This window comes from Streptomyces xiamenensis (assembly GCF_000993785.3).
GTDB lineage: Bacteria > Actinomycetota > Actinomycetes > Streptomycetales > Streptomycetaceae > Streptomyces > Streptomyces xiamenensis.
This window is the reverse complement of the sequence record NZ_CP009922.3, coordinates 1,211,516-1,225,394: the sequence shown is the minus strand read 5'-3', so window position 1 is coordinate 1,225,394 and position 13,879 is coordinate 1,211,516. Positions and strand designations below refer to the sequence as shown.

Sequence of the window (13,879 nt, the reverse complement as noted above, 5' to 3'; positions counted from 1 at the left end):
CATGAGGCGGTCGGCGCTTGCCGGACGGGCCATGGGTGGGCCCGCCCGCAGGGGCTGCTGCCCATTCGCGGCACGGGCAACGCCGCCCGGACCGACGCTGACCCTCTCACGACGTCCGGAATGCGGCAGAGCGCACGCACCGGGCACAGGCGCACGCAGGTCGCACTATGTGCCTCAGTACACCGCCGAACGCCGGTACATCAGCTTTCGTTGGCGAGCGCGGCCCGTACCGCGTCCTCCACGGTGGGGTGCGTGAAGGTGAAGCCGGCCTCCAGCAGCCGGCGCGGCAGCACCCGCTGGCTGCCCAGCACATCCTCCGAGAACTGGCCGAGCGCCACCCGCAGCAGCGGCGCCGGAGCCGTGAACACTGTGGGCCGGTGCAGCACTTCGCCCATCACCCGGGTCGCCTCGCGGTTGGTGACCGGATGCGGCCCGGTCAGGTTCACCGGCCCGGACAGGCCCGGCTCTTCGGCCAGCAGGAAGCGCAGCGCCGCGATGTGGTCGGCCAGCGAGATCGCGCTCCAGAACTGGTTGCCGTCCCCGAGCCGCCCGCCGAGCCCCGCCTTGAACAGCGGAAACAGCCTTCCCCACGCCCCGCCCGAGCGGGCCACCACCAGGCCGGTGCGCGCGTACACCGTACGGACCCCGGCCTCGGCCGCCGGCACGGCCGCCGCCTCCCACTCGCGGCAGACGTCCGCCAGGAAGCCGCTGCCCGCCGGGGCGTCCTCGTCCACCGGATCGGTGCCGGTGTCCCCGTACCAGCCGATCGCGCTGCCGCACACCAGCGTCCGGGGCCGGTCCGCCTCGGGCAGCGAGGCGATGGCGGCGGCGATCGCGGCGGTGCCCAGGACACGGCTGTCCCGGATCTCCTGCTTGTAGCGGGCGGTCCAGCGGTGGTCGCCGACCCCGGCCCCGGCCAGGTGCACCACGGCCTCGCAGCCGGCGATGGAGGCGGCGGTGCTCTCCTGCTGCCGGCCGCTGGGGTCCCACCACCGCTCGTCCGCCGCGCCGGGCGGGCGGCGCACCAGCCGTACGACGTCGGTGCCGTCCGCGCGCAGGGCGGAAGTGAGGGCGGTGCCGATCAGACCGGAGGAGCCGGTGACGGCGATACGGGGGCGGGGGGTGGCGGCGGGTCGCTGTGATCGCTTGGGCATGGCGGCCATGCTAAGCGCGGAAGCGGGCCCACAATCGGGGGTAGGCCGTGGCCAGCACGCCGGAGTCCTCGAAATCCACCGGTGAGCCCTCGGGTTCCTCCGGTGGTTCCTCGAAGCCGAGTTCGGGCAGTTCGACGCCGGTCAGCCGCTCGTAGGCGTCGTACGCCGCGTAGCCGACCTCCTCCGCCTCGCCGTCCTGTTCGGGGTCGAAATCCTGGGGAAGCAGTTCGGCGAGCGTGTCGGGGTCGTGCAGCGCGCCCTCGAAGACGTGCCGGCCCTGGGCGATGAGCCAGCAGCGGAAGTTCTCGAAGCAGTCGTCGCTGGCGCCGTCCAGGATCACCCAGGCGGCGCCCCACAGGTCCCAGCGGTAGGCGCGGTTGAAGCGGGCCTCGAAGTGGCGGGCGAAGTCGGTGACGGATTCCGGATCGAGATCGCTCAGACGTTCGACGATGAGGTCGGCGGTCACCACCGGGTCGCCCTCCGCCCCTTCCCGGGCGGCGTCGACGATCTCCCAGAAATCCGTTTCGTCCATCACGGGACAAGGATCCGCCGCCCGGTCGCGACACGCATCCCGAGACCACCGGAAAGTACGACAGAGGTTGTCGGGTTTCGCTGTCAGGGTGACTCCGTACGCACGCGAGGCGGCGTACGCGGCACGACACACGCAGCACGGAACACGACACACGCAGCACGGAACACGACACACGCAGCACGACGCACGACGCACGACGCACGACGCACGAACGGAAGGACACACGTGTCAGACCTGGAAACACGGACCGCACCCCTCGCCGGGAAGATCGCCCTGGTCGCCGGAGCCACCCGGGGCGCCGGCCGGGCGATGGCCGTCGAACTCGGCCGGGCGGGCGCCACCGTCTACGCCACCGGTCGCACCACCCGGGCCGCGGTCAGTGAGGTCGGCCGGGCCACCGAGACCATCGAGGAGACCGCCGAACTCATCACGGCGGCCGGCGCGGACAGCGGCAGCGGCGGTACGGGCATCGCCGTACCCACCGACCACCTCGTACCCGAGCAGGTGGCCGCCCTCACCGGGCGCATCGACCGCGAGCAGGGTCGGCTGGACATCCTGGTGAACGACGTCTGGGGCGGCGACCACCTCCTGGACGTCCACGCCACCCCCCCGATGTGGGAGATCGGCCTGGAGCAGGGCCTGCGGATGCTCCGGCTGGGCGTGGAGAGCCACATCGTCACCAGTCACTACGCGCTCCCGCTGCTGGCCCGCAACCGGGGCGGCCTGGTGATCGAGGTGACGGACGGCACGGCGGAGTCCAACCGCGACTACCGGCTGAACTTCTTCTACGACCTGGCCAAGAACGCCCCCATCCGGATGGCGTACAACCTCGGCGAGGACCTGAAGAAGTACGGCTGCACCGCCGTCTGTGTCACCCCCGGCTTCCTGCGCTCGGAGGCGATGCTGGACACCCACTTCAAGGTCACCGAGGAGAACTGGCGCGAGGGCATCGAGCGGGAACCGGCCTTCGCCATCGCCGAATCGCCCACCTACATCGGCCGCGGCATCGCCGCGCTGGCCGCCGACCCCGAGCGGGCGCGCTGGAACGGCGCCTCGCTGAGCAGCGGTGATCTGGCCAAGGAGTACGGGGTCACCGACACCGACGGCTCCCAGCCGGACGCCTGGCCGTTCATCAAAGCCCTGGCGGAGGGGAAGCAGCCGGACGCGGCCGACTACCGCTGACCCTCATCGGGCCAGGGCCGAGGCCAGGGGCAGCAGGGAGCCGGTGAGCGGGCTCCCCGGCCGGTACGCCACGCACATGACGTCCCGGTCACCGATGTCCCACGTCGCGGCGGTCGGCAGGACGGGATAGAAGTCCAGGCCGGCCGCCGCCTCGCCGGGCCAGTACGTACGGAAGCCGCGGCCGCAGCTCTCCCGGGCGAACGCCGCCACCCGTTCGCGGTCGAAGGCGCCGTCCGGGGCGGCCACGAAGCCGTACACCTGGTTGGCTGCGCCCTCCTCGTCGCACGGCACATAGCGCACCATGACCTCGCCCGCCGCCGGGGAGCGGGCGGGGTCGGTGAAGCACTCGCCGCCCTCGATGGCGAGGACCCCGCCGCTCTCGGCGGTGAGGAACGTGTCGCCCTTGCGGTCCGGCACGGCGGGCCCCGGGGCCGGAGCGGCGTCGGCGGCGGGCAGCAGTGCCACGGCCACCAGCGCCAGCGCGCCGCAGAACACCGGGACCGCCCCGCGTCTGGCTGCCATCCGCCCGCTCCTCGTACCTCGTCCGTGTCCGACCGGCCAGAAACTATCCCGTTCCGGGGACACTTCGGCGAACGGACGGCAAACGGCCAAAGGCCGCACGGCGCCCGGAACCCCACCACCCATGAGATGGCGCAGAGTTCACCCCGTGGCAAGACGGCAACAGCGGATTGTTCGGCTGATCCTGGCTGAATCCACACGCCTTGGGCACCAGGCCCGAGGAGGACACACCGAACTCGCCCGTGAAGGGTTCCTCATTCCGTGACTGCCAACACCGCACGCTGGACCATGGCGTCCACGCGTACCAAGGTCGCCGTGCTCGGCGGCGCCACGCTGCTCGCCAGCGGCGTGCTCGCCGGCCCGCTGGCCTTCGGTGACTCTCCGACCGATCCCACGCCCCACCCGGCGGCGGAGATCCACAAGCCTTCCCCGATGCCCGACCGCGTCATGCTGACGCCCACCACCACCCCGGCGACCAGCCAGAACGTCACCTGGCGGGCGGAGGCACCGGCCGGTTCGTCCCAGGCCCAGATCCTCAAGGCCCCGCGCGGCCTGGGCGATGTGAAGCCCGCCGCCGGCGAGGTCACCACGGTGAAGGCCGGCCCCGCCACCCCGGTCAACACCAACCTGGGCTACGCCTCCACGTACCACACCGTCTCCTTCTCCGACCTGGAGCCGGACACCCGCTACACCTACCGGGTCGGGGACGGCGTCAACTGGAGCGCGTGGACCGACTTCACCACCGCGGCCGAGAGCCTGGAGCCGTTCTCCTTCATCTACTACGGCGACGCGCAGAACTACATCGATTCTGCCGTTCCCCGGGTCTTCCGCCAGGCGTTCGCCGACCGGCCCGAGGCGAAGATGATCGTCAACGCCGGTGACCTCATCAACTCCCCCAACTCCGAGGAGGAGTGGGGCCAGTGGTACCAGGCCGGCGGGTTCATCGACGGCCAGGTCAACAACTTCTCCGTCACCGGCAACCACGAGTACAGCAGCGGCCGGCTGTCCGCCTTCTGGCGCCCGCAGTTCCCCTACCCCGACAACGGCCCGGGCAACGAGGAACTCAAGCAGACCGTCTATACGGTGGACTACCAGGGCGTGCGCTTCATCGGCCTGGACTCCAACTTCCAGGGCAACGCCGAGCTGATGGCCGCGCAGACCGCGTGGCTGGAGGGGCTGCTCAGCGACAACCCCAACCAGTGGACGGTGGTCACCTTCCACCACCCCGTCTACGCCATGACCGGCACCCGCAACAACGTCAACGTGCGTAACCAGTGGGGCCCGCTGTTCGAGGAGTACGGCGTGGACCTGGTGCTCCAGGGCCACGACCACGCCTACGGGCGCGGCAACCAGGTCGCCAACCGCGACTCGGTCACCGTCCACAACGGCGTCACGTACGCGGTCTCCGTCTCCGGCGGCAAGATGTACGACCTCAACAACGGTGCCAACTGGACCGACAACGGCGCCGAACTCATACGCCAGGGCGAGAACGCGCAGCTCTACCAGATGATCGACGTCACCGGGGACACCATCCGGTACGAGTCGCGGTTCGCCAACGGCGAGCACAACGACGGCTTCCTCATCCGCAAGAACGCGGACGGCGAGCGCACCGTCAACGAGATCCGCACCGAGGAGAACACCACCGGCGAGCAGGTCACCGTCGACCGGACCACCGCCCGCAAGGGCGACAAGGTCCAGGTGTCGGCGTTCGGCTACGACCCGCGCGAGCGCGTCGAGATCCGGCTGCGGACGGTGGACGGCAAGGACAAGGAACGGGTCATCGCCACGGTCGAGGCCGATGAGATCGGCCGCCTGTCGTACTCCCTGAAGCTGCCGAGCTGGGTGAAGAAGGACACCTCCTACGAGGTCTACCTCACCAGCGAGAACCAGCGGATCGACAGCCCGTCGATCGCCATCACCAAGTAGCGCCGCCGGTACGGGTCGCGGGTGCGCGACAGCCCCCGCGCCCCGTACCGCGTCCATCCCGGGAGACCGACGAACACCGTGACCGTGACCCACCGCACCCGGCTGCCCGCGCTGGCCGCCACCGCGGCGGCGGCCGTCCTCTGGGCCACCGCCGGCCCGGCGGCCCCGCCCGCCGCCGCCCACCCCTTCGGCCCGCCGTCCACCGCCACCATCAGCGCGGACGGTCCGACGGTCTCCATCGCCTGGCGCGCCGCCGAGGACGACTGGGTCGCGCTCGGCCAGGCCCTGGGCGCCCTGGAGGACCCCGCCACCGGGAACGTCTCCACCACCCTCACCGGCGAGCAGAAACTGCAAGGCTCGCAGGACGTACGGGCGTACCTGCTCGACCAGATCTACATCACCCAGGACGGCAGCCGCTGCGAGGGCGAACTGGCCTCGATGGAGAACCTGCTGGCCGAGGGTGCCCGGCTCACCTACCGCTGCCCCCGGGACGTACGGAAGGTGGACGTGACCGTCGGCGCGCTCTCCGACCTCAACGAGGCGTACCGCACCATGCTCACGGCCGAGACCCCCGCCGACCCGAGCAGCACCCTGCTCACCGCCACCGACACCACCCGGCGGATGAACTTCTCCTGGTACGCGGGCGTGCTCGCGACCCCCGGCCTGGCCGTGGCCGCCGGCACCGCCGCCGCCATCATGGCGGGCGCCGTGGCCTGGGTACTGATCGGGCGGCGGCGGGCCGGGAGGGCACGCTCATGAACGACCTCAACAGCCTGGACGGCAAGCTGATCGCCCTCTTCGACGGCCGGGCCGCCTTCTGGGTCGCGCTGCTGGTGGCCCTGGGCGTCGGCGCCGCGCACGCGGTGGCCCCGGGGCACGGCAAGAGCATCACCGCCGCCTATCTGGTGGGGGTGCGCGGGCGGTACCGGGACGCGCTGCGGCTGGGGGTGATCGTCGCGATCATGCACACCCTGTCGGTGCTGCTGCTGGCCAGCGCGTGGGTGGGGCTGACCGGGGCGGCCGGGTTCGCGACGGAGACCGTCACGGCGTGGCTCCAGGTCGCCGCGGGCGTGGTCGTCATCGCGGTCGGCGCCCACCTGGTCCACCGCCACCTGCGCACTCGCCGCAAGCGGACGCAGCACGCCCACAGCCACGCCCACGGCCACGATCATCACCACGCCCACGACCCCGACCACGGCCATGACCACAGCCACGACATCCCGGAGACCTCCCCCTGGTCCCGGCGCGGCCTGACGGCCATCGCCGTCTCCGGTGGCCTGCTGCCGTCCCCCTCGGCCTTCCTGGTCCTGGTCAGCGGCATGCTCACCGGCCGCTCCCTCAACGCCGTCATCCTGGTCCTGGCCTTCGGCGTGGGCATGGCCGTAACCCTCACGGGCGTCGGCATGCTGACGGTGCGCGGCCGTACGCTGCTGGCCGGCCGCGCGGGCGGCTCCCGGCTGGCCGCCACCGTCTCCGCCTGGACCCCGGCCATCGCCGGCGGAGCGGTCACCGCCGGCGGCTGCCTCTACCTCTTCGCCGCCGTCTCCGTCCTGACCGGCTGACCCTCCCGGCCGCTGACCACCCGCCCCCACAACCGGCCGAGGGCGGTCCGTGGCCGCCGGTGCCGCCCCCGCCGATACGTGATCGGCGGGGGCCGCACCGGATCGGAGGCCCCGACGTACAACGGAACCCGTATCCCCGCACCGTCCACCGGCGCGTCGACCATGGCGCGAGTGTGCTGTGGGGCGACGTGTCGGGCAGCCTTCAATGAGTCGAAGGCCTGATCGGGAAGCCCGGCCCAGAGCTGAGCGCGGGCCAATTCGATGTAGAAGCTACTGCGACGTTCGGCCGGGAGATCCGTTGGTGGTGTCCAATTACGGGAGATTTCCAGAGCTCGCGGGACGTGATCTCCACCGAGGGAAACTGAAAGCGAAACCTTGTGCACGATGAGGCTGGCGGGGCCGAAGGCCGTTCCCTGGTAGACACCTTCCGCGACCTGATGAGCCAGGAGGCCGGCCCTTTCCATGTGATCGATCGCAGAAGATGAATTCCCGTCGCGACCCGCCATCACAGCGGCACGCATGTGCAGGGCACCCCGCGATGCTCGTGTCCTCGTGTCTCGCGGAGCCGGGGACTCGTCGAGTGCTCGTTCCAACATCCGAAGCCCTGCGGCATGGGCCTGAGCAGCGAAAAACGTCTCAGCTCGGACGTACGCGACGGTGGCGTCGAGCGAAGCATTCTCGGCACGTGGCGCTGCCCACCGCATGATGTCGATGATGCGTGCCGAAAGATCTGGGGCGCCGTACTTGTAGGCAACCGCATCCGCAGAACGGCAAGTACTCACCAGCAGGTGGGTAATTTGTGCCGTTTCGTTGCCGGGTGCGGTGTGCAAAGCGCGCAGCAATTCAGCCAGTAGCCCGGGTGCTTGACGTGCGACCCGGAGGTATTGGGCTCCGAGACGCCACTCGGCGAGGTTCGCCGTCCCTTTCCTCAATTGGTGCAGGGGACGTACAGGCCCTTCGTCCGGCCAATCGAAGCCAGCCAACACCGCTGAAAGAGCCGGCATCTCGTCACGTACCCGGCTGGAAGCGTGCTCTCGATTCCCGTGCAAGCGCAGGACATCAACGCCGAGGGCGGCAGCCAAGGCATCGAGCACCGTCTCGCTGGCGCCCCGGGCACCTCGTTCGATCTTGCGCAGTGATCCGACATGAATGCCGGCAGCTGCTGCGAGTTGCTCCTGGGTAAGACGGGCCATACGACGCTGGTAGGCGACTCTTCTCCCGACGGCGTGGGCTGTTTCCACAGACATGTGAGGCTCCGGAAGGCGCGCGACATGTTCCGGACCGTACCGGCCAGACAGCGTTGCCGTGCCGCAATCCGGAGAACGCCAGCTACCCGGGGGACACCTCACGGATAACCGTGTTCGCCAGTTCCTCAAGAGAGCCCACGCTCCAGTCAGCGACGGCGCGGACCTTGGGATCGTCCGCCCACAAGTACCCCCATGGACCCCGCCGGATATGGGCGGTGCGCAGGCCGGCCGCGTGTGCGGGGAACACGTCGTTGGCGGGATGGTCCCCCACGTACAGAATCTCGTCCGCCGGGTGACCGGTCAGCTCGATCAGCCGGTCGAAGAACTCGGGCGGGGGTTTGGCCACCCCCCATTCGGCCGACATCGCGACCGCGTCGGCAGGCAGGTCCAGCCCGCGCAGCAACACGCCCGCTCGCTCCGTTTGGTTGCCCGCGACCACTACGCGCAGACCAGCGGCCCGCAGGGATGCCAGCGCGGCCCGCACATCCGGGTACAGGTCGTCCTCCGTGAGATCCTCGCCGCGTCCAGCCGCTTCCCGTGCCGCGTACTCTGCGGCCAGGTCCACTCCCGGCCGCAACAACCGCAGAGCCTCCGCGTTGTCCTGCCCCCGGGCCACCACTGCCCCGACAGTTGCCGACAGCGTGTGCCGGGGTACGCCCAGCCAGTCCGCCCACGCGTTCCAGTACCGGTCATCGCACGTCAATGTTTCCCCGACGTCAAAAGCCACCGCACGGATCACGCACGCCTCCCTCAAGATCAGATGCCCCATTGTGTGCATGGCCGCAGAGCCGCCGAGGATGCGAACGGTTCGCTGTGCCATGTCGGTCACTGCCGTACTTCAACCAGGCGCAGGCCGCGCAGCCGGCCGTTCCGTGCAGCATCGAGACGCTGCGGCAACAGGGCGTCCGAGTGCTCACCGGTCCGGGCCTGGACCACTACACCCCGTACCCGCCCAAGCAGGGCCTGGTCAGCAGCCGCAGGCTTCCGTGACGGGGACGGTCAGCGGGTCGGCGTCGCGGTGCTCGGTGCCCTGCTCCGCCTCGTAGGCGAAGCCCTCGCGTACCCAGTACTCGAATCCGCCGATCATCTCCTTCACCCGGTAGCCGAGTTCGGCCAGCGCCAGGGCGGCACGGGTGGCGCCGTTGCAGGCGGGGCCCCAGCAGTAGGTGACGACGGGCACCGAGGGGTCGAGGAGTTCTGCGGCGCGTTCGGGGATCAGCGCGGTCGGCAGGTGGAGGGCGCCGGGGATGTGTCCCTGGTTCCAGGACGCCGTGGAGCGGCAGTCGAGGACCACGCAGCCCGGTTCACCGCTCGCCAGCGCGGCGGCGACGTCGGACACATCCGTCTGGGAGCGGAGCGCTGCTCAGGAACCGGTTCGTCCTCGCCCGCTGACCACGGGGTATATCGGTTGGCCCGGCGGTGCTTCGCGGGCATCCTGCGACGGTGAGTGTGACGAGGTGCGCGGAGTGTGGAGCGGAGACGGCAGGGGCGAGCTGTGAGGAAAAGTTCGAGCGGCTGCTGGCCCTGGACCATTCCCAACGGGAGCCTTGGGGCCCGCTGCACGGGGTCGTCGTCGCCTGTTTCCTGCTCCAGCATCCAGGGCACCCCCTCGCCGGCCCCGGCAGGCCGGGGCCGCGCCTGGTGGTGCTCCGGGCGTTCCTCGACGGGGGCCGGGAAGGGCTCCGCGCGCTGACCGCCGCGCTGCGCCGGGGCAACTCCCACCGGCGGCGCGGTGCGCCGTCGTGGCCGGCGGAGCCGGAACTCCCGGAGCGCCCAACGCCCACCACGTTCGGGGTCACCATCGCCGACGTGTCCGTGGACGGCGGCTTTCCGGCCGCCGGCCTCGAGGAGCGGGTCCGCGCCTGGGCCGCCGCCACCCTCGCCGCCCTGGCCGGCGAGGACGCGCGCCGGCCCCCGGGTCAGGCGTAGAGCGCCGCCGAACGGCGCGTCGCCTCCGCGAAGCGGCGGCGCAGGTCCGCCGGGGCCAGGACCTCCGCCTCGGGGCCCAGCGCCAGGAGTTGCTCGAAGGCGACGTCCTGGGACTCCACCGGCAGCAGCACCGTGACCCGGCCCGTCCCGTCCGGGGCGCCGGCCGCCGCCAGGGATTCCTCCGCCGCCGTACGGTCAGTCACCCGGCGCAGGGCCCGGGTGCCCGCCTCGGTCAGGCGCACCGTCACCGTCTCGCGCAGGATCGAGCGGGCGAACTCCTTCGCCCGTTCCTCCCAGAAGGCGGGCAGGTCGAACGTCTCGTCCCGCTCGAAGCGCTCGCCCGTCGCCGTGGCCGAGGTGAAGCGGTCCACCCGGTAGACCCGTACCGAGGACCCCACCCGCGCGGCCAGGTACCACACACCGGCCTTGAGGATCAGGCCGTACGGGGCCAGCGTCCGCTCCTTCTCCCGGTAGACCACGCTCAGCACCGCGTCGTCCCACACCGCCTCCGCCACCACCGGCAGCAGCGGCGGCGGGTCGGCCGGCTGCCACCAGCCCGGGGCGTCCAGGTGGAAGCGCTGCGCCGCCGAGTCCGAGGCGTTCGCCAGGTCCGGCACGAGCGCCGCCGAGACCTTCAGCCGGGCCGCCGACGCCGCGTCCGCCAGGCCCAGGGCGTGCAGGGCCATGGGGACGCCCGACAGGAACAGCGCCTCCGCCTCGTCCCGCCCCAGTCCCGTCAGCCGCGTGCGGTAGCCCCCGACCAGCCGGTAGCCGCCGGACCGGCCCCGGTCCGCGTACACCGGGACGCCCGCCTCCGACAGAGAGGCGATGTCGCGCTGGACGGTGCGTTCGGAGACCTCCAGTTCTGCCGCCAGCTCCGCCGCCGTCATGGTCCGGCGGGACTGGAGCAGCAGGACCACTCTCATCAGGCGGGCGGCTCGCATGCCGCCATCATCACAAACGGCGAAGGGCCCGCCCACCCCCGATCCGGGGGCGGGCGGGCCCGATGGCCGCACGCGGTTACAGGCCGTAGGCCTCGCGCGCCGCCAGCACCGTCTCGCGCTTGACCTCACCGGACCGGGCCAGCCGGTCCAGCGCCGCCACCACGATCGACTGCGGGTCCACGCCGAAGTGCCGGCGGGCCGCCTCACGGGTGTCGGAGAGGCCGAAGCCGTCCGTGCCGAGCGAGGAGTAGTCCTGCTCGACCCACTGACCGATCTGGTCGGGCACCGCCCGCATCCAGTCGCTCACGGCGAGGACCGGGCCCCGCGCGCCCCGCAGCGCACGCGTCACGTACGGGACCCGGTCTTCCCCTCGAAGCTGCGCCGCGTCACAGGACAGGGCGTCACGGCGCAGCTCGCTCCAGGAGGTGGCGGACCACACGTCGGCGGCCACACCCCACTGCTCGGACAGAAGTCGCTGGGCCTCGAGCACCCAGTGGATGGCCGTACCCGACGCCATCAGCTGAACCCGCGGCGCCTCCGCCGAGGGGGCCTGCCCCTCGTTGAAGCGGTACAGGCCGCGCAGAATGCCCTCCTCCACGCCCTCGGGCATGGCGGGCTGCGGCTTCGGCTCGTTGTAGACCGTCAGGTAGTAGAAGACGTCCTCGGCGTCCGGGCCGTACATCCGGCGCAGGCCGTCCTTGACGATGACGCCCACCTCGTACGCGAACGCCGGGTCGTACGTCAGCGCCGCCGGGTTGGTGGAGGCGATCAGCGGCGAGTGACCGTCCGCGTGCTGGAGGCCCTCACCGGTCAGCGTGGTGCGGCCGGCCGTGGCGCCCACGATGAAGCCGCGGCCCAGCTGGTCGCCCAGCGCCCACATCTGGTCGCCGGTGCGCTGCCAGCCGAACATCGAGTAGAAGATGTAGAACGGGATCATCGGCTCGCCGTGCGTGGCGTACGCCGTGGCCGCCGCCGTGAAGTCGGCCATCGAACCGGCCTCGGTGATCCCCTCGTTCAGGATCTGGCCGTTGACGGCTTCCTTGTAGTGCAGCAGCTGGTCGCGGTCGACCGACTCGTAGGTCTGGCCCAGCGGCGAGTAGATCCCGGCGGACGGGAACATCGACTCCATGCCGAAGGTACGGGCCTCGTCGGGGACGATCGGCACCCAGCGCCGCCCCGACTCCTTCTCCCGCATCAGGTCCTTGACCAGCCGGACGATCACCATGGTGGTGGCGACCTCCTGCGAGCCCGAGCCCTTCTCCAGCGCCTTGAACGCCTTCTCGGACGGCTCCGGCAGCACCACCTGGTGCACCCGGCGGGCCGGCGCCGGACCACCCAGGGCCGCGCGCCGCTCCTGGAGGTAGCGCACCTCGGGGGAGTCGGGGCCGGGGTGCGCGTAGGGCACCAGATCGCCGGAGAGCTCGCTGTCCGGGATGGGAAGCTCCAGCAGGTCCCGCATGGTGCGGAACTGCTCCATCGTCAGCTTCTTCATCTGGTGGTTGGCGTTGCGCGACTGGAAGCCGTCGCCCAGGGTGTGGCCCTTGACGGTCTGGGCCAGCACCACGGTCGGGGCGCCCTTGAACTCCACGGCCGCCCGGTACGCGGCGTACACCTTGCGGGGCTCGTGGCCACCGCGCGAGGTGTGGAAGCACTCGGCGATCTTCGCGTCCGGCAGCGAGGCACCCAGCTGGGCCAGCGCCGGGTCGGTGCCGAAGAAGTGGTCGCGGATGTAGGCGACGTCGCGGGTGGCGTACGTCTGGAACTGCGCGTCCGGGACCTCCCGCAGCCGCCGTACCAGCGCGCCGGTGGTGTCGGCCCGCAGCAGGTCGTCCCAGGCGGAGCCCCACAGGGTCTTGATGACGTTCCAGCCGGCCGCCCGGAACTGGGCCTCCAGCTCCTGCACGATCTTGAAGTTCGCGCGCACCGGGCCGTCGAGCCGCTGGAGGTTGCAGTTGATGACGAAGGTGAGGTTGTCCAGACCCTCACGCCCGGCCAGCGCCAGCGCGGCGGTCGACTCGGGCTCGTCCATCTCGCCGTCGCCCAGGAACGCCCACACGTGCGAGGCGGAGGTGTCCTTGATGCCGCGGTTCTCCAGGTAGCGGTTGAACCGCGCCTGGTAGATCGCCGACAGCGGGCCTATGCCCATGGAGACGGTGGGGAACTCCCACAGCCACGGCAGCCGCCGCGGGTGCGGGTAGGAGGGCAGGCCGGCGCCGCCCGACTCCTGGCGGAAGTTGTCCAGGTGCGCCTCGGTGAGGCGGCCGTCGAGGAAGGCGCGGGCGTAGATGCCGGGGGAGGCGTGGCCCTGGATGAACAGCTGGTCGCCGGAGCCGGGCGCGTCCGCCGCGTCCTTGCCGCGGAAGAAGTGCTGGAAGCCGGTCTCGTACAGCCAGGCGGCGGAGGCGAAGGTGGCGATGTGGCCGCCCACCCCGTACCGGGCGCCCCGGGTGACCATCGCGGCGGCGTTCCAACGGTTCCAGGCGGTGACGCGGGCCTCCAGGGCCTCGTCACCGGGGAAGTCGGGCTCGGCGCCGGTGGGGATGGAGTTGATGTAATCCGTCTCCAGCAGCGAGGGCACATCGATCCCGCTGGCCTGGGCGTGCTCCACCGTACGGCGCACCAGCTGGCCGGCCCGGTGCGGGCCGGCGGCGGCGGCCACGGCGTCGAGGCTCGCGCCCCACTCGGCGGTCTCCTCGGGATCACGATCCGGCAGCTGATCGAGCGCGGAGAGCCGAAGGCGTACGGGATCGGGCATGGGTGGCCCCCTTCCGGACAGGACAATGTCATGCGGGTGTAACAACGGTTCGCTGATGACTGTAAGCCCGTGATCGATGATCGATCAAAGGTGGGTCGTAAAAAAACGCTCAGAACGGGGAAATTGGCA

13 protein-coding genes and 1 pseudogene are annotated in these 13,879 nt (G+C 71.2%); 6 read left to right on the top strand and 8 right to left on the bottom strand.

Going from position 1 to position 13,879, the window contains the following annotated elements; genetic code table 11:
* Window positions 1–200 precede the first annotated feature (200 nt).
* Both SXIM_RS05510 and SXIM_RS05505 read right to left on the bottom strand, forming a co-directional pair.
* Window positions 201–1,163, bottom strand: a complete 963-nt coding sequence (locus SXIM_RS05510) for a TIGR01777 family oxidoreductase (RefSeq protein ID WP_046723119.1) — start codon at window positions 1,161–1,163, stop codon at window positions 201–203.
* A 1-nt stretch (window position 1,164) separates the two neighbouring features.
* A complete protein-coding gene (locus SXIM_RS05505) occupies window positions 1,165–1,686 on the bottom strand; it encodes a DUF4240 domain-containing protein (RefSeq protein WP_046723117.1) in 522 nt (173 codons plus the stop codon).
* 225 nt (window positions 1,687–1,911) lie between these two features.
* Here SXIM_RS05505 and SXIM_RS05495 point away from each other — a divergent pair, with 225 nt between their 5' ends.
* A complete protein-coding gene (locus SXIM_RS05495; protein ID WP_420707227.1) occupies window positions 1,912–2,868 on the top strand; it encodes an SDR family oxidoreductase in 957 nt (318 codons plus the stop codon).
* Window positions 2,869–2,871: 3 nt separating this feature from the next.
* On the opposite strand, the gene SXIM_RS05490 is transcribed toward SXIM_RS05495, so the two are convergent.
* Entirely contained in the window at window positions 2,872–3,390 is a 519-nt protein-coding gene (locus SXIM_RS05490; RefSeq protein WP_046723115.1) for a hypothetical protein, read from the bottom strand.
* Window positions 3,391–3,648: 258 nt separating this feature from the next.
* On the opposite strand from SXIM_RS05490, the gene SXIM_RS05485 reads away from it, so the two are divergent.
* The 3 genes from SXIM_RS05485 to SXIM_RS05475 all read left to right on the top strand — a co-directional run bounded on the left by SXIM_RS05485 (window position 3,649) and on the right by SXIM_RS05475 (window position 6,875).
* The gene (locus SXIM_RS05485; RefSeq protein WP_246156836.1) at window positions 3,649–5,313 is read left to right on the top strand and encodes a purple acid phosphatase family protein; all 1,665 of its coding nucleotides are present in this window, start codon (window positions 3,649–3,651) and stop codon (window positions 5,311–5,313) included.
* 84 nt (window positions 5,314–5,397) lie between these two features.
* On the top strand, window positions 5,398–6,072 hold the full coding sequence (locus SXIM_RS05480; protein WP_148236069.1) for a hypothetical protein: 675 nt from the start codon (window positions 5,398–5,400) through the stop codon (window positions 6,070–6,072).
* Window positions 6,069–6,875, top strand: coding sequence for a nickel/cobalt transporter (locus tag SXIM_RS05475; RefSeq protein WP_046723110.1), 807 nt, complete (start codon window positions 6,069–6,071; stop codon window positions 6,873–6,875). Before SXIM_RS05480 ends, SXIM_RS05475 begins: the two co-directional genes overlap by 4 nt.
* Here SXIM_RS05475 and SXIM_RS05470 read toward each other — a convergent pair.
* Together SXIM_RS05470 and SXIM_RS05465 are read right to left on the bottom strand one after the other, a co-directional pair.
* A complete protein-coding gene (locus SXIM_RS05470) occupies window positions 6,839–8,122 on the bottom strand; it encodes a helix-turn-helix domain-containing protein (protein WP_078846840.1) in 1,284 nt (427 codons plus the stop codon). The two genes, SXIM_RS05475 and SXIM_RS05470, sit on opposite strands and share 37 nt — an antisense overlap.
* Window positions 8,123–8,204: 82 nt before the next feature.
* A complete protein-coding gene (locus SXIM_RS05465) occupies window positions 8,205–8,891 on the bottom strand; it encodes an HAD family hydrolase (RefSeq protein WP_375879921.1) in 687 nt (228 codons plus the stop codon).
* 44 nt (window positions 8,892–8,935) lie between these two features.
* Here SXIM_RS05465 and SXIM_RS27265 point away from each other — a divergent pair, with 44 nt between their 5' ends.
* Window positions 8,936–9,112 (top strand): hypothetical protein, encoded by a 177-nt coding sequence (locus SXIM_RS27265; protein ID WP_168222750.1) that lies wholly within the window; start codon window positions 8,936–8,938, stop codon window positions 9,110–9,112.
* On the opposite strand, the pseudogene SXIM_RS05460 reads toward SXIM_RS27265, so the two are convergent.
* Window positions 9,090–9,485: pseudogene (locus tag SXIM_RS05460) on the bottom strand (rhodanese-like domain-containing protein); the annotation flags it as partial. The gene SXIM_RS27265 and the pseudogene SXIM_RS05460 sit on opposite strands and share 23 nt — an antisense overlap.
* Before the next feature lie 80 nt (window positions 9,486–9,565).
* Between SXIM_RS05460 and SXIM_RS05455 the strand changes: the two are divergent.
* The gene (locus SXIM_RS05455; protein ID WP_246156835.1) at window positions 9,566–10,051 is read left to right on the top strand and encodes a DUF5946 family protein; all 486 of its coding nucleotides are present in this window, start codon (window positions 9,566–9,568) and stop codon (window positions 10,049–10,051) included.
* On the opposite strand, the gene SXIM_RS05450 is transcribed toward SXIM_RS05455, so the two are convergent.
* A complete protein-coding gene (locus tag SXIM_RS05450; RefSeq protein WP_046723107.1) occupies window positions 10,042–10,995 on the bottom strand; it encodes a helix-turn-helix transcriptional regulator in 954 nt (317 codons plus the stop codon). The two genes, SXIM_RS05455 and SXIM_RS05450, sit on opposite strands and share 10 nt — an antisense overlap.
* Window positions 10,996–11,071: 76 nt before the next feature.
* The gene (gene aceE / locus SXIM_RS05445) at window positions 11,072–13,750 is read right to left on the bottom strand and encodes a pyruvate dehydrogenase (acetyl-transferring), homodimeric type (RefSeq protein ID WP_030734583.1); all 2,679 of its coding nucleotides are present in this window, start codon (window positions 13,748–13,750) and stop codon (window positions 11,072–11,074) included.
* Between the last annotated feature and the right edge of the window lie 129 nt (window positions 13,751–13,879).